This window comes from Pseudomonas sp. GM74, from assembly GCF_000282455.1.
In the GTDB taxonomy this organism is placed as follows: Bacteria; Pseudomonadota; Gammaproteobacteria; order Pseudomonadales; family Pseudomonadaceae; genus Aquipseudomonas.
This window is the reverse complement of record NZ_AKJG01000096.1, coordinates 13,278-33,895: the sequence shown is the minus strand read 5'-3', so window position 1 is coordinate 33,895 and position 20,618 is coordinate 13,278. Positions and strand designations below refer to the sequence as shown.

The 20,618-nt window shown below is 60.0% G+C and carries 17 protein-coding genes and 1 tRNA gene; 14 read left to right on the top strand and 4 right to left on the bottom strand.

The window, feature by feature from the left end:
• The first annotated feature begins 89 nt into the window (after window positions 1–89).
• Window positions 90–3,836 (top strand): bifunctional diguanylate cyclase/phosphodiesterase, encoded by a 3,747-nt coding sequence (locus PMI34_RS09655; RefSeq protein WP_008051595.1) that lies wholly within the window; start codon window positions 90–92, stop codon window positions 3,834–3,836.
• A gap of 15 nt (window positions 3,837–3,851) precedes the next feature.
• Window positions 3,852–3,928, top strand: a tRNA-Ile gene (locus tag PMI34_RS09660).
• A 74-nt stretch (window positions 3,929–4,002) separates the two neighbouring features.
• Here PMI34_RS09660 and PMI34_RS09665 read toward each other — a convergent pair.
• Window positions 4,003–4,308 (bottom strand): XRE family transcriptional regulator, encoded by a 306-nt coding sequence (locus PMI34_RS09665; RefSeq protein ID WP_008051594.1) that lies wholly within the window; start codon window positions 4,306–4,308, stop codon window positions 4,003–4,005.
• Complete coding sequence (locus PMI34_RS09670) at window positions 4,301–4,666, bottom strand: type II toxin-antitoxin system RelE/ParE family toxin (protein WP_008051593.1); 366 nt, start codon at window positions 4,664–4,666, stop codon at window positions 4,301–4,303. Before PMI34_RS09670 ends, PMI34_RS09665 begins: the two co-directional genes overlap by 8 nt.
• 557 nt (window positions 4,667–5,223) lie before the next feature.
• Between PMI34_RS09670 and PMI34_RS09675 the strand changes: the two genes are divergently transcribed.
• Entirely contained in the window at window positions 5,224–5,523 is a 300-nt protein-coding gene (locus PMI34_RS09675; RefSeq protein ID WP_008051591.1) for a DUF3077 domain-containing protein, read from the top strand.
• A gap of 86 nt (window positions 5,524–5,609) precedes the next feature.
• On the opposite strand, the gene PMI34_RS09680 is transcribed toward PMI34_RS09675, so the two are convergent.
• A complete protein-coding gene (locus PMI34_RS09680) occupies window positions 5,610–6,242 on the bottom strand; it encodes a hypothetical protein (protein ID WP_008051590.1) in 633 nt (210 codons plus the stop codon).
• 72 nt (window positions 6,243–6,314) lie between these two features.
• Between PMI34_RS09680 and PMI34_RS09685 the strand changes: the two genes are divergently transcribed.
• Complete coding sequence (locus tag PMI34_RS09685) at window positions 6,315–7,046, top strand: hypothetical protein (protein ID WP_008051589.1); 732 nt, start codon at window positions 6,315–6,317, stop codon at window positions 7,044–7,046.
• 61 nt (window positions 7,047–7,107) lie between these two features.
• Here the strand turns inward: PMI34_RS09685 and PMI34_RS0127410 are convergent, their stop codons facing one another.
• Window positions 7,108–9,462 (bottom strand): glucose/quinate/shikimate family membrane-bound PQQ-dependent dehydrogenase, encoded by a 2,355-nt coding sequence (locus PMI34_RS0127410; RefSeq protein ID WP_032829763.1) that lies wholly within the window; start codon window positions 9,460–9,462, stop codon window positions 7,108–7,110.
• 185 nt (window positions 9,463–9,647) lie between these two features.
• Between PMI34_RS0127410 and PMI34_RS09690 the strand changes: the two genes are divergently transcribed.
• The 10 genes from PMI34_RS09690 (at window position 9,648) to PMI34_RS09730 (ending at window position 20,611) form a co-directional block, all read left to right on the top strand.
• On the top strand, window positions 9,648–10,109 hold the full coding sequence (locus tag PMI34_RS09690; protein ID WP_007980298.1) for an Lrp/AsnC family transcriptional regulator: 462 nt from the start codon (window positions 9,648–9,650) through the stop codon (window positions 10,107–10,109).
• A gap of 222 nt (window positions 10,110–10,331) precedes the next feature.
• Window positions 10,332–12,014: a flavin monoamine oxidase family protein gene (locus PMI34_RS09695; RefSeq protein ID WP_008051588.1), complete on the top strand. Its 1,683-nt coding sequence runs from the start codon at window positions 10,332–10,334 to the stop codon at window positions 12,012–12,014.
• A 12-nt stretch (window positions 12,015–12,026) separates the two neighbouring features.
• A complete protein-coding gene (locus tag PMI34_RS09700) occupies window positions 12,027–12,821 on the top strand; it encodes a carbon-nitrogen hydrolase family protein (RefSeq protein ID WP_008051587.1) in 795 nt (264 codons plus the stop codon).
• Window positions 12,822–12,859: 38 nt separating this feature from the next.
• Window positions 12,860–15,289 carry a pyrroloquinoline quinone biosynthesis protein PqqF gene (pqqF, locus tag PMI34_RS09705; RefSeq protein WP_008051586.1) on the top strand — a complete coding sequence of 810 codons (2,430 nt, stop codon included), beginning with the start codon at window positions 12,860–12,862 and terminating at the stop codon, window positions 15,287–15,289.
• 158 nt (window positions 15,290–15,447) lie between these two features.
• The gene (pqqA, locus tag PMI34_RS28320; protein ID WP_003444522.1) at window positions 15,448–15,522 is read left to right on the top strand and encodes a pyrroloquinoline quinone precursor peptide PqqA; all 75 of its coding nucleotides are present in this window, start codon (window positions 15,448–15,450) and stop codon (window positions 15,520–15,522) included.
• Window positions 15,523–15,603: 81 nt separating this feature from the next.
• Window positions 15,604–16,515, top strand: coding sequence for a pyrroloquinoline quinone biosynthesis protein PqqB (pqqB, locus tag PMI34_RS09710; RefSeq protein ID WP_008051585.1), 912 nt, complete (start codon window positions 15,604–15,606; stop codon window positions 16,513–16,515).
• 135 nt (window positions 16,516–16,650) lie between these two features.
• Window positions 16,651–17,403, top strand: a complete 753-nt coding sequence (pqqC, locus tag PMI34_RS09715; RefSeq protein ID WP_008051584.1) for a pyrroloquinoline-quinone synthase PqqC — start codon at window positions 16,651–16,653, stop codon at window positions 17,401–17,403.
• Window positions 17,400–17,675: a pyrroloquinoline quinone biosynthesis peptide chaperone PqqD gene (gene pqqD, locus PMI34_RS09720; protein WP_008051583.1), complete on the top strand. Its 276-nt coding sequence runs from the start codon at window positions 17,400–17,402 to the stop codon at window positions 17,673–17,675. Before pqqC ends, pqqD begins: the two co-directional genes overlap by 4 nt.
• Entirely contained in the window at window positions 17,647–18,819 is a 1,173-nt protein-coding gene (gene pqqE, locus PMI34_RS09725) for a pyrroloquinoline quinone biosynthesis protein PqqE (protein WP_008051582.1), read from the top strand. The genes pqqD and pqqE overlap by 29 nt, the downstream gene beginning before the upstream one ends.
• A complete protein-coding gene (locus PMI34_RS09730) occupies window positions 18,785–20,611 on the top strand; it encodes a S9 family peptidase (protein ID WP_008051581.1) in 1,827 nt (608 codons plus the stop codon). The genes pqqE and PMI34_RS09730 overlap by 35 nt, the downstream gene beginning before the upstream one ends.
• Window positions 20,612–20,618 lie beyond the last annotated feature (7 nt).

Here is a 20,618-nt window from a genome sequence, read left to right as displayed (position 1 = left end):
TTATGGCAGATTAATATCTACGCACCTCCCCCTCCGCCCCGTAGCCCGTCTACACTCGAAACAATCCCCAGAGCCATAACGAGACCGTTATGCCCAGACTGCCGACCGTGCTTTTTTTGCTGTCGCTGATGACCTGGACCGCAACGGCTGGCGCGCTGACTCTAACCGACGAAGAACGTAGCTGGCTGGCGGCTCACCCGGAATTGCGCCTGGGTGTCGATGCGTCGTGGCCGCCCTTCGAGTTTCGTGACGATGAGGGCCGCTACCAGGGCCTTGCCGCGGATTACATCGAGGTCATCCGCAAAAGGCTGGCAACCCGACTCACGCCCATCGAGCCGGTGAGCTGGACCGCCGTCCTGGAGCAGGCCAAAAAGGGCAAGCTGGACCTGCTGCCGGGCATCATGTCGACCCCGGAACGCCAGAAATACCTGTCGTTCACCCGTCCCTATCTGGATTTTCCGATTGTCATCCTGGCCCATGTCGGGGGCCCCCAGCCACATAACCTGAAAGACCTGTACGGCCTGAAAATCGCCGTGGTGGAAAACTACGCCCCCCACGAACTGCTGCGCAGCCACCATCCCGACTTGAATCTGGTGGCGATGCCCAACGTCAGTTCGGCGCTGCAGGCGCTGGCCACCGACGAAGTGGACGCCGTGGTAGGCGATTTGGCTTCAAGCGTCTGGAGCCTGCGCCAACTCAAGCTCGATGGGTTGTATGTCAGCGGTGAAACGCCCTATCGCTATCAACTGGCCATGGGTGTGCCCCGCAACAACAAAGTGCTGGTCGGCATTCTCGACAAAGTCCTGGCGGACATGAGCCCCGCTGAAATCAGTGCCATCCAGGGGCATTGGGTCGGCAACGTCCTCGATCATCGAACTATCTGGAATGACCTGCTGGTGTATGGCCTGCCCGGATTGCTGCTGCTGACTGTCGTGCTGGCGGTGGTTATCCGCATCAACCGCCGCTTGAGCTCGGAAATCGCCCGCCGGGTCGACCTTGAACAGGAACTGCGCAGCAGCGAATACCACTACCGTGGCCTGGTGGAGAGCCTGTCGGCCATCGCCTGGGAAGCAAAAGTCACGGACTTCACCTACAGCTATGTATCGCCCCACGCCGAAGACCTTCTCGGTTATCCCCTGTCCCACTGGCTGATTCCGGGCTTCTGGCGCAACATCATTCACCCCGCCGACCTGACCCGCGCCCAGACCTTCTGCGACCACGAAGTGCTGGCAGGGCGCGACCACCGCCTTGATTACCGAGTAATCACCGCCGACGGCCGTTGCCTTTGGGTGCGCGACATCGTCAGCCTGATCGAACACGGGCATGAACCGGTGTTGCGCGGTTTGATGATCGACATCACCGACGCCAAGCGCACCGAAGAAGCGTTGCGCCTGTCGGAACAGAAATTCGCTTCCGTGTTCCAGCAATGCCCGGACATTCTGGTAATCGCCCGCCTGAGCGACGGTTGCCTGCTTGAAGTCAACGAAGCGTTCGAAGAACAGATCGGCCTCAAGGCCGAGGACGTCATTGGCCAGACCGCCACCAACCTGAACATCTGGGGGATTCCAGGTGTCGGGCCGGGCCTGCTGCAACGTTTGCAGGCCGGCAGCATCCGCAACCTGGAAATGCCCTTTCGTCGCAGCAACGGCCAGGTGTTTACCGGCCTGATCTCCGCCGAACCGTTCGACCTCGACATGACACCGGCGCTGGTGGTCGTGGTGCGGGACATCACTCCACTCAAAGAAACCCAGCAACAGCTGCAAACGTCCGAAGAGAAATTCGCCAAGGCCTTCCACGCCTCCCCCGACGGTTTGCTGCTGTCGCGCCAAAGCGATGGCTTGCTGCTGGAGGTCAACGAGGGTTTCAGCCGCATCACCGGGTTCAACAGCGCCATGTCGGTGGATCGTTCGGCGCTGGACCTGGGGATCTGGGTCAACCTCAATGAACGCAAGCAAATGCTCGACCTGCTGCACCGCGACGGCTTTGTCCGTGACTTCAGCTGCCATATCCGCCGCAGCGACGGGCAGATCCGCCTCTGTGAAGTATCCAGCCGTCCGCTGCCGATTGGCGATGAGGACTGCATGTTGACCATCGCCCGGGACATCACCGAGCGGCATCTGATGCAGGAAAAACTGCAACAGGCCGCCACCGTGTTCGAAAGCACCGCCGAAGGCGTGCTGATCACCGATACCCAACAGCACATCAGCGCGGTCAACCGTGCATTCAGCGAAATCACTGGTTACAGTGAAAGCGAAGCCCTGGGCCACACGCCACGCCTGCTCGCCTCGGGCCTGCATGACAGCGCGTTCTACGCCGCCATGTGGCACCAATTGACCGCCGAAGGCCACTGGCAAGGTGAAATTTCCAACCGGCGCAAGAATGGCGAGCTGTACCCCAGCTGGCTGACCATCAGTGCCGTGCGCAACCGCGAGAAGTTCATCACCCACTTTGTCGCGGTGTTCGCCGACATTTCCAGCCTCAAGCACGCCCAGGCCAAACTCGACTACCAGGCGCACCACGACCCGCTGACCGGCCTGCCGAACCGCACACTGTTCGAAAGCCGCCTGCTGACGGCGCTTAACAGCCAGCAGGAAAACGGCGGCCAGGGCGCGGTGCTGTTCCTCGACCTCGACCGCTTCAAGCACATCAACGACAGCCTCGGCCACCCGGTCGGCGACCTGTTGCTCAAGGGCATTGCCGTGCGCCTCAAGGAGCAGCTGCGTGACATCGACACCGTGGCGCGCCTGGGGGGTGACGAGTTCATTATCCTGCTGCCGGGCCTGCAACAATCCAGCGATGCCGACCACATCGCCACCAAACTGCTCAATTGTTTCGCCGCGCCGTTCCAGGCCGGCGAACACGAGTTCTTCATCAGTGCCAGCATCGGCACCAGCCTCTATCCGAAGGATGGCTGTGACGTTGCCACACTGATCAAGAACGCCGACGCCGCGATGTACCGCTCCAAGGCCAAGGGCCGCAACCGTGTCGAAAGCTACACCCGCGACCTCACAGCCCAGGCCAGCGAACGCGTGGCGCTGGAACACGAACTGCGCCGCGCCATCGAGCGCAACGAGTTGCACCTGTGCTACCAACCGAAAATCAGCCTCGAAGACTACAGCCTGGTCGGTGCCGAAGCCCTGATCCGCTGGCGTCATCCGACCTTTGGCGACGTGCCGCGGGAACACTTCATCCCGCTGGCTGAAGAAAACGGCATGATCCTGCAAATCGGCGACTGGGTTCTGGAAACCGCCTGCCGGCAGATGGCCGAATGGCACCGGCTGTACGACAGTCCCGGCCCGCTGTCGGTCAACCTGGCCGGCGCCCAACTGCGCCAACCCAACCTGGTGGGCCGCATCGAACAGTTACTCAAGGACAACGGCCTCAACCCCGGTTTCCTGCAACTGGAAATCACCGAAAACTTCATCATGAGCCAGGCAGAAGAAGCGCTGGCGGTGCTGCATCAACTCAAACAACTGGGCGTGCAACTGGCCATCGACGACTTCGGCACCGGCTACTCGTCCCTGAGTTACCTCAAGCGCCTGCCGCTGGACATCCTCAAGATCGACCAGTCCTTCGTCCGCGGCCTGCCGGATGATCCCCACGATGCGGCGATCGTACGCGCCATCATCGCGCTCGGGCGCAGCATGCAATTCACCGTGATTGCCGAAGGGGTCGAGACCCTGGCGCAACAGCAATTCCTCGCTGCCGAGGGTTGCGAACAAATCCAGGGCTACATCGTCAGCCTGCCCCTGCCCTCCGACGAATTCGCCGCGACGTTTCTTCGTACAACCGTAATGGCTTTTTCGGATGGCACAGCAGCGAAACCGTCGTTATAATCCGCGGCCTACTGAGGGCCTATAGCTCAGTTGGTTAGAGCAGAGGACTCATAATCCTTTGGTCCACGGTTCAAGTCCGTGTGGGCCCACCAAACAAGAAAGCCGCGCAATGCGCGGCTTTTGCGTGTCTGGATAGACCGAAACAGTAGAGCCATTTTTTAATCGTTCAGTTGGCAAAATTCTCGATCTTTACCTGGCCCTCGGGGAAAGTGGCGATGATTTCCAGTTCGCCACCCATGGCGCGGATATAGTTGCGCAAAGTACTGATGTACATGTCCGTTCGCCGCTCCATCTTGGAGATCGCCGCCTGGTTGACATGCAGCGTCCTGGCCAGTGTGTCCTGACTCAACGCTTGCGCCTGGCGCAACTCGTGCAACGGCATTTGAGCTCGTAGCTTCTGATGCAAGGCCTCGACACGCGCTTGAGACTCTGGAGAGCGACGAGCCACCAAATCAGCAAATTTTTTAGCCATTGTCATAGCCCTCTTTCATCAATGTTTCCAAGTGCTCGTCGTAGAGACGCTCGGCCAGTGGCACGTGTTCCGCATACCAACGCTCCTGGCCGGTTTTATCACCGCCAATCAGCAGAATCGCGCTGCGCCGTGGATCAAATGCGTACAGCACAGGGTACGGCCTGCCAGCATGCTGCACCCTTAACTCACGCAGGTTGCCATGTCGTGAACCCTTGATATCACTGGTATGTGGAAAACCCAAGTGTGGGCCATCCTCGCCCAGCAACATCACCGTGGCCTGAACCGAGTCCTGTTCGGCCTCGTTCAGGTGATCCCACCAGGCCTCAAATTCATCCGTGTATTCGACGTCCCATTTCATACAAATATGCCACCAAAGGAATATAACCTCAAAGGAATAAATGTATGAGCTTCAGAGGTGCCCAACCACCCTGATTCCCCTGTCAATTGTTAACGACGGTTACTGGCGGGGGGTTGCCGTTTCACCTATTGCTTCAGTGCCCTCATGACAACGCGGGAACCAGGCGTTTGGCTCGACGACTCAAAGGATGCACTGGCCTGGAAAATCGCTCGTCGCGCCAGTCTTCGTTTACTGAGGGTGTCGAAATATCGGATGACGCCTTAGGACCTTGTAGGCAAACTCCGAATCTTGCTTTTGGGCACATTGCCGCCTTGTTGCGCTTTTCTTTGACGGGATAGTCTCCGGACGTCGCTGAGCATTCAGCGATCGGGCTTGGAAACCCGACGAAATTAGACGCAACAGATTGCCCACCTCAATTTAGAGTTATGGCGGCTGTGCGTGGGACGTCCCTGGGCGTGCCGGTTTCCTAGTTTCCCGGTTTTCCAACCTGCGCACAGCTGCCACCCATTCGCTTGGAAACGAATGTGACAGCTCCTTAAAAAATTAGGGGTTTGAACATGAGCACATCCGCACCCTCAGAACTGAAAACCGTTGGCTTCACGCCCTTCCTGTTTCTCTCGGACCAACCACTGTTCCACGTCTGTCGCAACGTCCCCATCGCCGACGCCCTGGCCCAAGCCTCCGACCTGCTCTACCTCGCCAAGTCCCTGACCGTCGATGCCGCCTACGCCCAAGACTCCGACCGCCACGCCTGGGCCGCGCATTACCTGACGACGATGAGCAAAGCGCTGATTGATGATGTGGTGAAGGTGCTGACGCGCAGACCTGCTCAAACGAGAGCGCAAGCAGATCAATAGAATAAACAGAGCCTGAGAATTCCCAAAAAGGGACCGAGCGTTCCTTCTTTGGGACTGATAGGGCCAGGCTCTTCAGTCCAATCACATCACGAAGGTATGGCCTGCACGGCCCGCAGCCGTTCCAGCATCGGCCCGGTGAACACCACCTCATACGTATCCGCCGCCCGCCCCCATTGCTCCACGATGACCATTCCGTCCACCAGCGCCGCAGCCAATTCGGCAATCGTCTCGGCCTGATCCTCGATGATTTTTTGCGTCCGACCCCACACCCGATCCGTCATCGCCTTAAGCTCCGCCGTTATTAGCTCACTCAACGCTGGATCGGTATCGGGGTAAACGATGTTGCGCAGCAGATGCTGAAGCTCCCTGATTTTTGCGTAATCCTGTTCCGCCCCTTGCTCGCCTTTGAGGATGGTGGTGGCTTTGAGCTTATCGACGCGTTTGGTGGCGGAAGGTTTTGAAGGCAGTGTCTGCGCCATGGCGCCAGCCAGGAGCACCATCATCCTGGCTTCCAGATATTCCTTCATGGTTTCCATTGAGGAAATTGACCGCGCCAGATTGATGGATGCCCCTCCTTGATGCCTCAAGTCCATGGTCACTGTCAGGGTTACCCCACCCGTGGCAAAGCCCAAGGCGCGGGCCACTACGTAGTGCCCCATTTCGTGATGTGCGATCTGCCATGCGTGATCCCGTACAGCAGGCGGCATTTTGTTCGTCATCTGCATCACCTCGCGTCGCTTGTGCTGTATTTTTCTTGCGAAAACTCATCAATTTCAAAAAAGGAGCATCAAATGAACAGCATGGAAAAGGATTTTCTGAAGAACTCTCTCGAAGAAACCTTCAAGGTTCTTGAATACTTAAGTCAATGCGAACCTCGAAAGGCAGCTTCTCGGCGCACAGGATTAGAGATCCAAGCGGCACGCTTCGCCAATCGGGCTCTATTAGCTGGTGCAGTCGGGATGGGGATTGCAGCGTTGCTGGCCTACTGGCACACGTCCCAATCACCGTTACCCGATATGATGAAAAACATCGCGCTCGCTCTAATAATGTTTTCCACTCTATCTACATTCGCCTCCCTGTTGGCTCCAATCTTTGCGTCGGCATGGACTCTAGTCCGATGGAAAACCATCAGTTTGAGAAACATGCTGGCCGACATCACGCATGAAAACACCTTCGTCGAAGTACTAAAAAACCACCATGAAAATGCCTTGGCAAATGCAAAATACTGGCTCGAACTGAGAGTTAATCGAGCAGAAGCCCGCGTCGCCTATTTTTTTGGAGAAAAAGCCGCAGGGCTGGCCCTGCTAGGTAGCGCCTACGTTTGCGCCAAGGAATTTGGTGGCTTTCCATGGTTAAGTCAGACCTTGATGGCTGGGCCTGTGACTGAAAACCTAGGCGACTCCATTTTGCTAATGGTGATAGCACTTGTCCTCGGAATCTCAATCGGTGCCATGCTTCTCAAACATGTGAATGCACGGTATCGCTTTCAGATCGAACTCATCGACAACGCTTTGCGGAAGTAATAATTCTCAGGCAAGAAAAAGCCGCGCAATGGCGCGGCTTTTCTGACTCAAGCTTCAGCCCTTACTTGGGCAAAGCGTAGGCAATCACATAATCCCCGCGATCCGTCGACTGACGCGCGCCGCCCACCGTCAGCAGGATGTACTGCCTGCCGGTTTTCGGTGAAACGTAGGTCATCGGCCCGGACTGGCTGCCTACCGGCAAGCGCGACTTCCAGATTTCGTTGCCGTTGCCGGTATCGAAGGCGCGCAGGTAGAAGTCCTGGGTGCCGGCGAAGAACAGCAGGCCCGACTGGGTGGCCAGCGATGCCCCTAGGGTCGGCATGCCGATCGGGATCGGCAGGTGCATGCGGATGCCCAGCGGGCCGGTGTCTTGTACGGTGCCGACCGGAACTTGCCACATCAGTTTGTGGGTCTTGAGGTCGATGGCGGACATGGTGCCGAACGGTGGTTTCTGGCACGGGATGCCAACCGCCGAGAGGAAGCGTTCGCGCATGGCGCCGAATGGCGTGCCCTCCTGCGGTACCACGCCCATTTCGATGCCGCTGGCCCCGGCTTTGATCTTGTCGCGCGGGATCATGTAGTTGGCCAGGCCCAGGCGCATGTCGTTGACGAACATGTAGTTGGTGTTCGGATCGGCCGAGACACTGCCCCAGTTCATACCACCCAACGAGCCGGGGAACTGCAGGGCGCGATCCATGCCCGGCGGGGTGTAGACGCCTTCGTGGCGCATGCCTTTGAACTGGATGCGGCACATCAACTGATCAAACGGCGTGGCGCCCCACATGTCGGACTCGGTAAGGGTCTTGTTGCCGATTGACGGCATGTCCACCGAGAACGGCTGGGTTGGCGAGTAGCGTTCGCCAGGAACCTTGCCTTGCGGCACCGGGCGCTCTTCGACCCGGGCAATCGGCACGCCGGTTTCGCGGTTGAGCAGGAAGATCTCACCCTGCTTGGTGACTTGCGCCAGGGCTGGCTGGGTGCCGCCCTTGTCGTCCGGCACGTCGTACAGCAGCGGTTGTGCCGGCAGGTCGAAGTCCCACAGGTCGTGGTGGGTGGTCTGGAAATGCCAGCGCACCTGGCCGGTCTTCACATCGATGGCGACGATGGACGAGCTCCACTTGTCGTCGAACTCGGTGCGTTGCCCGCCGAAGAAGTCCGGGGTGGCGTTGCCGGTTGGCAAGTAAACCAGACCGAGCTTGGCATCGTAGGACATGGCCGACCACACGTTCGGCGTACCACGGGTATAGGTCTCACCGGCCGGTGGGCGTTTGGTCGTGTTCGGGTTGCCCGGATCCCACGCCCACACCAGTTCACCGCTGCGCACGTCGTAGGCACGCACCACGCCCGGCGGTTCGCCGGTGGAGTAGTTATCGGCCACGCGGCCGCCGACGATCACCACGTCCCCTGCGACCAATGGGGTCGAGGTTTGCTGGTAGTAACCGGGCTTCACTTCGCCCATGTCGGTGGTCAGGTCAACGGTGCCCTCGTTACCGAATTCTTCGCAGGGCTTGCCGGTGTCGGCATTGAGGGCAATCAGACGGGCATCGCCGGTCGGCAGAAACAGACGTTTCGTACAGGCGGTTGGCTGATTGTCCGAAGAAGCCGGGGTTTCGGAATAGCCCAGGCCACGGCAGCGCTGCCAGTTGGGCGCGGTGCCTTGCGGGTCAAACTTCCAGCGCTGAGCGCCGGTGTCGGCATCCAGGGCGAAGACTTTGCCGTAGGCGGTGCAGGTGTAGACCGTGTCACCAATCTGTAGCGGGGTGTTCTGATCTTCGGCGCCGGCACCGGTGCTTTGCGGAATGTCGCCGGTGCGGAAGGTCCAGGCGACCTGCAGCTTGTCGATGTTGCCCTTGGTGATCTGGTCCAGCGCGGCAAAGCGGTTGCCGGCGGTGGTGTTGCCCCAGTGGGCCCAGTCTTTCTGTTCGGTGCCCGGAGTGACCGGCGTTACCGCAGGTACAGTGGTGTTTTTGACCACGTGGGTCGGCACGAACATGTAGGCCATCGTCGCAACGACGCCCACACCCAGAATGCCAGCCAGACCGTAGGCGCCACGTCCGCCGGTCGCGCCCGAAGCGCGGACCAGGGTCGGATAGATCAGCGCGACGACCAGCCCGATCACGGCGAACGTCAGTACCCGCGAGACCAGCGGCCAGTATTCAAGACCGGCATCCCATACCGCCCAGATCGCGGTGAGGACCAGCGCCACACCATACAGCCAGGCGCCGAGCGGCTTACGGCGGGCAATCAACAGGCCGGACACCAGCATCGCCAGGCCCATCAGCAGGAAATACCAGCTGCCACCCAGCGCAAGCAGATAGCCGCCGCCACCCGCCAGGCCGAGTCCGATCAGTGCAATCAGCACACCCAACCCCGCCAGCAACCATTTGCTGCCGGCGGCAGCCCCAGAATTGTTCATGTCGGACATTTTCCCCATTTGTGACAAGGGCGGAATAATGTACTAACTAGTTACTTATGGCAATTTGTCGCAGACAGAAATGTCATGAACGGTACTGAGACCAGATCAGGGATCCGTCGCGAGCGTCGTACAGAATCTGCCTGTAACATGCTTGCGCACTGATCCATACCGCTGGAGATAACCCTTTGCCTGACACTCGCCCCCCCGTCCTCGATGAAATTGACCGCCAGTTGATTGCCGCCCTGCAGATCAACGCCCGCGAGAGCGTGGCGATGCTCGCCCGGCAACTGGGCATCGCCCGCACCACTGTCACCTCGCGCCTGGCGCGGCTGGAAAAGGCCAAGGTGATCACCGGTTACGGCGTGCGCCTCGGGCAGCGGGTGGTGGATGGCGGGTTGCAGGCGTACGTGGGGATCACCGTGCAACCGCGCTCCGGCAAGGAAGTGTTGCGGCGCCTGAGTGCGATGGCGCAGGTGCAGCAGTTGTGTGCGGTGAGTGGCGAATTTGATTATGTGGCGTGGTTGCGCACCGATTCGCCGGAGCAACTGGATCAGTTGCTGGATCAGATTGGCAGCGTGGATGGGGTGGAGAAGACCACCACGTCGATCATCTTGAGCAGCAAGATTGATCGGGGGCAGCCGGTTTGACTTTTCAGGCCTGGGTTCATCGGTGACTGAACTGGCGCTATCGCGAGCAAGCTCGCTCCCACAGTGGTCAGTGTGTATTGATAGATCGTCATACTGATCAAACAAATGGCAAAATGACGACACTTTGCGTCTTATTAACGTGTTCTGTGCTCTCTAGAATGGCTGGCATCTTTTCCTATACTCAGATGCGCATTCCGCGTCGGGTCGCCAGCAAGGTCAGCCATGAACAAGAACAATCGCCATCCCGCAGACGGCAAGAAACCAATCACCATTTTCGGTCCGGACTTTCCCTTCGCCTTCGACGACTGGATCGAGCACCCGGCTGGCCTGGGCAGCATTCCCGAGCACAATCATGGTGCCGAGGTGGCGATTGTCGGTGGCGGGATTGCCGGCCTGGTGGCCGCGTATGAGCTGATGAAGCTGGGGCTGAAACCGGTCGTCTACGAAGCCTCGAAAATGGGTGGCCGTCTGCGCTCCCAGGCGTTCAATGGCGCCGAAGGTATTGTGGCTGAGCTCGGTGGCATGCGTTTTCCGGTGTCCTCTACCGCGTTCTATCACTACGTCGACAAGCTCGGTCTGGAAACCAAACCTTTCCCTAACCCGCTGACCCCCGCATCGGGCAGCACGGTGATCGACCTCGAAGGCCAGACTCATTACGCACAGAAGTTGTCGGATCTTCCCGCACTGTTCCAGGAAGTGGCTGACGCGTGGGCCGATGCCCTGGAAGCCGGCTCGCAGTTCTCGGATATCCAGCAAGCCATTCGCGACCGCGACGTGCCGCGCCTCAAGGAACTGTGGAACACCCTGGTGCCGCTGTGGGACGACCGCACCTTCTACGACTTCGTCGCCACCTCCAAGGCGTTCGCCAAGCTCTCGTTCCACCATCGCGAAGTGTTTGGCCAGGTCGGATTCGGTACCGGCGGCTGGGACTCGGACTTCCCTAACTCGATGCTGGAAATTTTCCGCGTGGTGATGACCAACTGCGACGATCACCAGCATCTGGTGGTCGGCGGCGTGGAACAGGTGCCGCAGGGCATCTGGCGCCATGTGCCGGAGCGTTGCGCGCACTGGCCGGCCGGCACCAGCCTCAGCTCGCTGCACAACGGCGCACCGCGCACCGGCGTGAAGAAAATTGCCCACGCGCCGGGAGGCCGTTTCGCCGTCACCGACAACTGGGGCGACACCCGCGAATATGCGGCCGTGTTGACCACCTGCCAGAGCTGGCTGCTGACCACCCAGATCGAATGCGACGAAACCCTGTTCTCGCAAAAGATGTGGATGGCCCTGGACCGCACCCGCTACATGCAGTCGTCGAAGACTTTCGTGATGGTCGACCGCCCGTTCTGGAAGGACAAGGACCCGGAAACCGGTCGCGACCTGATGAGCATGACCCTCACCGATCGCCTGACCCGTGGCACCTATCTGTTCGACAACGGCGACGACAAGCCGGGGGTGATCTGTCTGTCGTACTCGTGGATGAGCGACGCGCTGAAAATGCTGCCGCAGCCGGTGGAAAAACGCGTGAAGCTGGCATTGGATGCGTTGAAGAAGATCTATCCGAAAGTCGACATCGCCGCGCGGATCATCGGCGATCCGATCACCGTTTCGTGGGAAGCCGACCCGCATTTCCTCGGCGCGTTCAAAGGTGCCCTGCCCGGCCACTACCGCTACAACCAGCGTATGTACGCGCACTTCATGCAGGACGACATGCCAGTCGAGCAGCGCGGGATCTTCATCGCCGGCGACGACGTTTCGTGGACGCCGGCCTGGGTTGAGGGCGCGGTACAGACCTCGCTCAACGCGGTGTGGGGCATCATGAAACACTTCGGCGGTGCAACTCACGCCGAGAATCCGGGTCCAGGAGATGTGTTCAACGAGATCGGACCGATCGCCCTTCCCGAGTAAGAGGAATCCGAAATGCGCGTAGCCCTTTACCAATGTCCGCCGCTGCCCCTGGATGTCCCCGGCAACCTGCAGCGCTTGCAGCAGCTCGCGCTGGAGGCCAAAGGCGCTGACTTGCTGGTGCTGCCGGAGATGTTCCTGACTGGCTACAACATCGGCGTCGATGCCGTCAGTGTGTTGGCGGAGGTGTACAACGGTGAATCGGCGCAGCAGATTGCGCGCATTGCCAAGGCGACCGGGATCGCCATCTTGTATGGCTATCCCGAGCGCACCGAGGACGGGCAGATCTACAACGCCGTGCAATTGATCGACGCTAACGGCGAGCGCATCTGCAACTACCGCAAGACCCATCTGTTCGGCGATCTGGATCACTCGATGTTCAGCGCAGGTTCCGACGATTTTCCCATCGTTGAACTCAACGGCTGGAAGCTCGGTTTCCTGATCTGCTACGACCTGGAATTTCCGGAAAACGCCCGACGCCTGGCCTTGGCCGGTGCCGAGCTGATCCTGGTGCCGACCGCGAACATGATTCCGTTCGATTTCGTCGCCGATGTCACCGTGCGTTCCCGCGCCTTCGAAAACCAATGCTATGTGGCTTACGCCAACTACTGCGGCCATGAAGGCGATATCCACTATTGCGGTCAAAGCAGCATCGCCGCACCGGATGGCAGCCGCATCGCTCAGGCAGGCCTTGATGAAGCATTGATTGTTGGAGAGCTGGATCGTCAGTTGATGGTCGACTCCCGCGCCGCCAATCGCTACCTGATCGATCGTCGTCCCGAGCTTTACGGCGAGCTGAACAAGTCCTAATCCGCTAGCATTGGCACTTCACTGTTCTGGAAGTGCCCATGCCCGCGTTGAATCCCCTTCGCCCCCACACTGAAACCCTGGCCAACGGCCTGCGGGTGACGCTGCGTCATGCCCCGAATTTGAAGCGTTGTGCAGCAGCGTTGCGGGTCGCCGCGGGTAGCCATGATGTGCCTCTGGCGTGGCCTGGCCTTGCGCATTTTCTTGAGCATCTGCTGTTTCTCGGTACCGAGCGTTTTCCTGCCGGGCAAGGGTTGATGGCCTACGTCCGGAGCCATGGCGGCCAGGTAAACGCGCGGACCAGCGAACGCACCACGGACTACTTTTTCGAACTGCCGCCCCAGGCGTTTGCCGGTGGGCTGGAGCGTCTGTCAGACATGCTCGCCCATCCGCGTATGAATCCGGACGACCAGCAGCGGGAACGGGAAGTGTTGCAGGCGGAATTTGTCGCCTGGTCGCAGGATGCCGAGGCGCAGCAGCAGTTTGCGCTGTTCAATGGCCTGGCCGAGGCTCACCCGCTACGGGGTTTTCATGCCGGCAATCGCGGCAGTCTACCGCTGCAACAACCCGAGTTTCAGCAGGCGTTGCAGGATTTTTATCAGCAGTTTTACCAGACCGGGCAAATGACCCTGAGCCTGTCCGGGCCGCAGAGCCTCGATGAATTGAAAGCGATGGCCGAAGCCTTTGGCAGCGTCATTGCCAAAGGCAAAACCGTCACGCAACAAGCGCCGATACCGCTGATGGATGCGCCGGATAAAAGTTATCAACAGGCTGGCGAGCGGCGCTTGAATCTGCTGTTTGCCCTTGAAGCGCTGCCCGACCTTTCTGCAGAAGCCTTGGCATTCCTGTGCCACTGGCTGAACCTGGCAAAACCCGGCGGCTTGCTGGCGGACCTGCGCGAGCGCGGGCTGGCCGATCACCTGAAAGCCCAGCCGCTGTACCAGTTCGCCGGGCAAGCCTTGCTGCATATCGAATTCACCCTGCCCGCCGCCGACTCGGCAACAGGCATCCGCGAACGCCTTCTGGACTGGCTCGGTTTCTTTGCCGAGCAAGACTGGAACCGATTGCGCGAAGAATACGCAACCCTGCTCCAGCGCCAGCAGCAAGTCAGCAGTGCCTTGCAACTGGCCCGACTGGACAGTGAACAGCGCGAAGCCGGGTTGCCCGAGCAGGGCGTTACAGCCCTCAAGCAGATCCTCCAACAAGTGGGAGCTGTGGATAACTTCAGTGGTCCATGGCAATTGCCCGCCCCCAATCCTTTCCTGCGCGGCGAAACACCGGCACCCAACGCCGGATTGATTCGCGGCCAGACCAGCGCCCATCGCGGCCTGCGCACTTTTGCCCAGGATCGCTCGCGCAGCCGTCGTGAACGTTCGCCGATGCACTTCAGCCAGGCATTCCCGGACAACGGTGCCGAAGGTGCGATTTATCTGCGCTGGCGTCTGGACTCGGCTCCAGGCAGCAATCTTCAATCACGACTGGAAAGCCACCTGCAACCGTTACGCGAAGACGCGCACCAGGCCGGCGTGGAGTTTTCCTTCAGCGCGTCGGGCAACGAATGGCTGCTCAAACTGAACGGGCTACAGGAGCCGATGCCCAGCGTCCTGGAGCATGTGCTGAAAGAACTGACAAAACCTGATGCCGCTGTCTTACAAGCCGAATCGACCAGCGTTGCGCCAATACCGATTCGACAACTGCTCAAGGCACTGCCCGAACACTGCCTCGGGAACACCGCGAACTCGAACGACCTGCAGCCACTCTGGTCGAGTGCGCGATGGGATGGGCTGGCCATCGGGTTATCGGCTCAGACTCAAGCGGCCATGGGACTGGCCTTGAGCCGCATACCCGGCACGCCGGATAATCAACTGACGCCGACCTCTTCGATCCTTTCACAGCACCTGTGGAGCACTGTCGATACTGCCTCCAGCGAACACGCGTTGCTGCTGCTCTGTCCGACAGCCACCCAGGAAATGGCCGACGAAGCCGCGTGGCGTTTGCTCGCGCATGTCTGCCAGACACCCTTCTACCAACGCCTGCGAGTGGAGTTGCAACTCGGCTATGCGGTGTTCAGCGCCTTGCGGCAGATTCACGGGCAAACCGGGCTGCTGTTCGGCGTGCAATCGCCAAGCGTTGCGCCGGTGGAGTTGCTGCAACACATCGAGCAATTCCTGAATCGATTACCAGAACTGATCCACACGCTCGACGACACCACCTTCACCGCTCAACGCCAGGCCCTGGCGGATCAGTTTTCCAGTGCTGCGCTCACCACGGGGCAAGCGGCCGAATTACTCTGGCAGGGCAAGCTGGCCGGCCGTTCGTCGGAATATCTGACGCAATTGCCCGAGGCCATTTTGCAAACCGACCGAGCCGCTTTACTGGCTGCGGCCCAACGCCTGAATCAGGCCGAAGGCGGCTGGCTGTGCCTTGCCAACAGCGCTGCACAAGGCGAGCCATGGCAAGCGGCAAAATGATCATTACCGGGGCTGCAAGGAGCTTTCTCAAAGTTTCACGGGCAATTTCTTTGAAATTTTGAGTAACATAGCAACCTAACTATCTGGAACATCTCTGTCTTGAGGTGGACTATACCTATAGATAGCGCTGTCCCACCTTACCTGAAGGAGTTCAATTTATGGCCTGGACCAAACCTGCCTACACCGACCTGCGTATTGGCTTTGAAGTCACCATGTACTTCGCAAGCCGCTAATCTCAGCTTTGGCAGAGATGCAGCACAACGCCTCGGTTATCCGAGGCGTTTTATTTTCAGCGTTGAAATGATGGAGCGTCCATGTTTGTCCAGATTCTAGGTTCCGCTGCCGGCGGCGGCTTCCCCCAGTGGAACTGCAACTGCGTGAACTGCGCGGGCTTTCGCAACGGCAGCCTGCGGGCCAAGGCGCGGACGCAATCGTCCATCGCGATTTCCGACGACGGCGTGAACTGGGTGCTGTGCAACACCTCCCCGGACATCCGCGCGCAACTCCAGAGCTTCGCCCCGATGCAACCGGGCCGAGCCCTGCGCGATACCGGAATCGGCGCGATCATCCTGATGGACAGCCAGATCGACCACACCACCGGCCTGCTCATGCTGCGTGAAGGATGCCCGCATCAGGTCTGGTGCACCGACATGGTCCACGAAGACCTGAGCAGCGGTTTTCCGCTGTTCACCATGCTCAACCACTGGAATGGCGGGCTGACCTGGAATCGCATCGAGCTCGACCAGAGCTTCAGCGTACCGGCCTGCCCGAACCTGCGCTTTACCCCGCTGCCTTTGCGCAGTGCCGCGCCACCCTACTCACCGCATCGCTTCGACCCGCATCCGGGCGACAACATCGGCCTGATCATCGAAGACCTCAACACCGGCGGCAAACTGTTCTACGCACCGGGCCTGGGCAAGGTGGATGATGCGCTTCTGGAAATCATGGCCGGCAGCGATTGCCTGCTGGTGGATGGAACCTTGTGGGATGACGATGAAATGCAGCGGCGCGGCGTCGGCACCCGTACCGGTCGCGAGATGGGCCATCTGGCGCAGAACGGCCCCGGTGGCATGCTCGAAGTGCTGGAGCAACTGCCCGAGCAGCGCAAAGTACTTATCCACATCAACAACACCAACCCGATTCTCGATGAGGATTCGCCGCAGCGTGCGGAGCTGGATCGGCGCCAGGTGGAAGTGGCGTATGACGGCATGAGTATTGTGTTGTAGCTGAGGGCCCCTTCGCGGGCAAGCCCGCTCCCACAATGTTCTGTGGCGCACATAAAACCTGTGGGAGCTGGCTTGCCAGCGATGATGTCCGACCAGACACCAAAGATTTCAACGGTTGTACACCGGAGAACCGCAATGACCGACACCCCGATGTCCCCCGCCGAATTCGAAGCGGCCCTGCGCGCCAAGGGCGCCTATTACCACATCCATCACCCCTATCACGTGGCGATGTATGAAGGCCGGGCAAGCCGCGAGCAGATCCAGGGCTGGGTCGCCAACCGTTTCTACTATCAGGTGAACATTCCCCTGAAGGACGCGGCGATCCTCGCCAACTGCCCTGACCGCGAGATCCGCCGCGAGTGGATTCAGCGCCTGCTTGACCACGACGGTGCGCCCGGTGAAGACGGCGGCATCGAAGCCTGGCTGCGACTGGGCCAGGCCGTCGGCCTCGACCCGGACCAGTTGCGCTCTCAGGAACTGGTGCTGCCCGGCGTGCGCTTCGCCGTGGACGCCTACGTCAACTTCGCCCGCCGCGCCAGCTGGCAGGAAGCCGCCAGCAGTTCGCTGACCGAACTGTTCGCCCCGCAGATCCACCAATCGCGCCTGGACAGTTGGCCGCAGCATTACCCATGGATCGACCCGGCCGGATACGAGTATTTCCGCACGCGCCTGGGCCAGGCACGGCGTGATGTCGAGCATGGTCTGGCGATCACGCTGCAGCACTACACCACCCGTGAAGGCCAGGAGCGCATGCTGGAAATTCTCCAGTTCAAACTGGACATTCTTTGGAGCATGCTCGATGCCATGAGCATGGCCTACGAACTGAAACGCCCGCCGTATCACAGCGTGACCGGGGAACGGGTCTGGCACAAAGGAATCACCTTATGAGTTTCGATCGCAGCAAGACCCCGACCTGGCGTCCCGGCTACCGCTTTCAGTACGAACCGGCGCAGAAAGGCCATGTGCTGCTGTACCCGGAAGGCATGATCAAGCTCAACGAAAGTGCCGCACTGATCGGTGGCTTGATTGACGGTGAACGGGATGTCGCGGCGATCATCGCCGAACTCGACCAACAGTTCCCCGGCGTACCCGAGCTTGGTGACGACATCGAGCAATTCATGGAGGTAGCCCGTGCGCAGCACTGGATCGAACTTGCCTGATTCATCAGTGCAAGTGCCGCCCAAACCGGAAGTCGGCCTGCCGCTGTGGCTGCTCGCCGAGCTGACCTATCGCTGCCCGCTGCAATGCCCGTACTGCTCCAATCCGCTGGATTTCGCCGAACAGGGCAAAGAGCTGAGCACCGAACAGTGGATCAAGGTATTTCGCGAAGCGCGGGAAATGGGCGCGGCGCAACTGGGCTTTTCCGGTGGTGAACCGCTGGTGCGCCAGGACCTCGCCGAGCTGATTACCGAAGCCCGCAAACTGGGTTTCTACACCAACCTGATCACCTCCGGCATCGGCCTGACCGAGCAGAAAATCAGCGACTTCAAGAAGGCCGGTCTCGATCACATCCAGATCAGTTTCCAGGCCAGCGACGAGCAGGTGAACAACCTGCTGGCCGGCTCGAAAAAGGCCTTTGCGCAGAAACTGGAAATGGCCCGGGCGGTGAAGGCCCATGGTTATCCGATGGTGCTGAACTTCGTCACCCATCGGCACAACATCGACCAGATCGACCGCATCATCGAGCTGTGCATCGCACTGGAAGCGGACTTCGTCGAGCTCGCCACGTGCCAGTTCTACGGTTGGGCGCAGCTCAATCGCGTCGGGCTATTGCCGACCCAGGAGCAACTGGTGCGCGCCGAACGCATCACCAATGAATACCGCGCCAGACTGGAAGCCGAAGGGCATCCGTGCAAGCTGATTTTCGTCACCCCGGACTATTACGAAGAACGCCCGAAAGCCTGCATGAATGGCTGGGGCAGTATTTTTCTGACAGTCACGCCAGACGGAACCGCCCTGCCCTGTCACGGTGCCCGACAGCTGCCGGTGCAGTTTCCCAACGTGCGCGACCACAGCATGCAGCACATCTGGTACGACTCGTTCGGCTTCAATCGCTTTCGCGGTTATGACTGGATGCCCGAGCCGTGCCGCTCCTGTGACGAGAAAGAAAAGGACTTCGGCGGCTGCCGCTGCCAGGCGTTCATGCTCACCGGTGATGCCAGCAACGCCGACCCGGTGTGCAGCAAGTCGCCACAACACGGCGTGATCCTCAAGGCTCGCGAAGAAGCCGAACACGCGACCCAGACCATCGACCAACTGGCCTTTCGCAATGAACGAAACTCACGCCTCATCGCCAAAAGCTGAACCTTTCAGCGCTGCCAAAGCCGTGGCCGCCGGTATCGACTTTGCCGAATTGCAGGTCGGGCGGCAGGGCCTGTTCTGGAACGAGTACCGCCCCGAAGACGCGGCGTGCCGGATCTGGCATTGGCGAGATGGTGCAGTGAAATGCCTGACACCACCGGGGTTCAGCGTGCGCAGTCGGGTGTACGAATATGGCGGCGGCGCGTTTTGTCTGACGGACGACGGCATTGTTTTCGTCAACGAGGCAGACCAGCAGTTGTATCGGCAGTCACTGCAAGACGAAGCACCCGAAAGGCTGACGTCCGGTGCGTGCCGTTATGGCGATCTGCAGTTCGCCAACGGGCAAGTGCTGGCGGTCGAGGAGCATCGCGACCAACACCGACTGGTGGCGATCGATCTTGTGAATGGCGCACGCCACCTGCTGACCGAAGGTGCCGATTTCTACACGGCACCGACGCTGAGCCCTGATGCCCGACGCCTGGCCTGGATCGAATGGAGTCGCCCGGATCAGCCATGGACAGCAACCCGCTTGATGGTTGCCGAACGCCTCGCCAACGGCGGGTTTGCCGAGGCTCGTTGTGTGGCGGGCGACGGCGTTCAAGAGTCTGTGCAACAACCGCGGTTTGATGTCAGCGGTCGCTTGTATTGCCTGACGGATCGCGCAGGTTACTGGCAGCCATGGAAAGAATCTGGAAAAGGCTTGAGCCCAATGCCAAGTGCCAGCGCCGACCATGGCCCCGCGCCGTGGCAACTCGGCGGCAGCACCTGGTTGCCGCTGAGCGACGACAGTTATCTGGCCAGTTGGACCGAGGGCGGATTTGGCCGATTGGGCATAGTCGGTGATTCCAGCGCCGACTTCGCCGGCGACTACAGCCGCTTTCGCCATCTCGCCGTGGATGAACAGTTCATCTATTGCATCGCGGCGTCGCCCGTCAGTTCAACCGCCGTCATTGCTGTCGATCGCCTTTCTCGACAAGTAAAGGTGCTGGCCGGCGGCGTTGCCCCTTTGCCCGCCGAACAAATCAGCCGCCCGCAAACCTTGCGCTACCCAAGTGGCTCAGGCGAAGCACACGGCTTTTTCTACCCGGCGATGACCGGCGAGACGAAACCGCCATTGGTGGTGTTCGTCCATGGTGGCCCGACATCGGCGTGCTACCCGATGCTCGATCCGCGTATCCAGTACTGGGCACAGCGGGGTTTCGCCGTGGCCGACCTCAACTATCGCGGCAGCAGCGGTTATGGCCGGGCCTATCGCCAGGCTCTGCATCTGAGTTGGGGAGATGTAGATGTCGAAGACGCTTGCGCGGTGGTCAGCCATCTCGCCGAGCGTGGCTTGATCGATGGCGACAAAGCGTTCATCCGCGGCGGCAGTGCCGGCGGCTACACCACATTGTGCGCGCTGGCCTTCCACAACGTTTTCCGGGCCGGGGCGAGCCTTTATGGCGTTAGCGATCCCGTCGCATTGGGCCGGGCGACCCACAAGTTCGAGGGCGATTATCTGGACTGGCTGATCGGCGATCCGCAACTGGATGCCGAACGTTACGCCGCCCGCACACCACTGCTGCATGCCGGCAACATCCGCGTGCCGATGATCTTCTTTCAAGGAGAACTGGATGCCGTGGTCGTCCCGCAGCAGACCCGCGACATGGTCGAGGCCCTGCAGAACAACGGCATCCTGGTCGAAGCGCATTACTACGCGGACGAACGCCATGGCTTTCGCAAGGCCGGTAACCAGGCCCATGCGCTGGAGCAGGAGTGGTTGTTTTATCGGCGGGTCATGGATTCAGTGGACTGAAGCCCGC

Bases quoted from the DNA above. Each gene is read 5' to 3' on its own strand.
- PMI34_RS09655 (WP_008051595.1), top strand. From the start codon at position 90: ATGCCCAGACTGCCGACCGTGCTTTTTTTGCTGTCGCTGATGACCTGG.
- PMI34_RS09665 (WP_008051594.1), bottom strand. From the start codon at position 4,308: ATGGCTAAAAAATTTGCTGATTTGGTGGCTCGTCGCTCTCCAGAGTCT.
- PMI34_RS09670 (WP_008051593.1), bottom strand. From the start codon at position 4,666: ATGAAATGGGACGTCGAATACACGGATGAATTTGAGGCCTGGTGGGAT.
- PMI34_RS09675 (WP_008051591.1), top strand. From the start codon at position 5,224: ATGAGCACATCCGCACCCTCAGAACTGAAAACCGTTGGCTTCACGCCC.
- PMI34_RS09680 (WP_008051590.1), bottom strand. From the start codon at position 6,242: ATGACGAACAAAATGCCGCCTGCTGTACGGGATCACGCATGGCAGATC.
- PMI34_RS09685 (WP_008051589.1), top strand. From the start codon at position 6,315: ATGAACAGCATGGAAAAGGATTTTCTGAAGAACTCTCTCGAAGAAACC.
- PMI34_RS0127410 (WP_032829763.1), bottom strand. From the start codon at position 9,462: ATGAACAATTCTGGGGCTGCCGCCGGCAGCAAATGGTTGCTGGCGGGG.
- PMI34_RS09695 (WP_008051588.1), top strand. From the start codon at position 10,332: ATGAACAAGAACAATCGCCATCCCGCAGACGGCAAGAAACCAATCACC.
- PMI34_RS09700 (WP_008051587.1), top strand. From the start codon at position 12,027: ATGCGCGTAGCCCTTTACCAATGTCCGCCGCTGCCCCTGGATGTCCCC.
- pqqF (WP_008051586.1), top strand. From the start codon at position 12,860: ATGCCCGCGTTGAATCCCCTTCGCCCCCACACTGAAACCCTGGCCAAC.
- pqqB (WP_008051585.1), top strand. From the start codon at position 15,604: ATGTTTGTCCAGATTCTAGGTTCCGCTGCCGGCGGCGGCTTCCCCCAG.
- pqqC (WP_008051584.1), top strand. From the start codon at position 16,651: ATGACCGACACCCCGATGTCCCCCGCCGAATTCGAAGCGGCCCTGCGC.
- pqqD (WP_008051583.1), top strand. From the start codon at position 17,400: ATGAGTTTCGATCGCAGCAAGACCCCGACCTGGCGTCCCGGCTACCGC.
- PMI34_RS09730 (WP_008051581.1), top strand. From the start codon at position 18,785: ATGAACGAAACTCACGCCTCATCGCCAAAAGCTGAACCTTTCAGCGCT.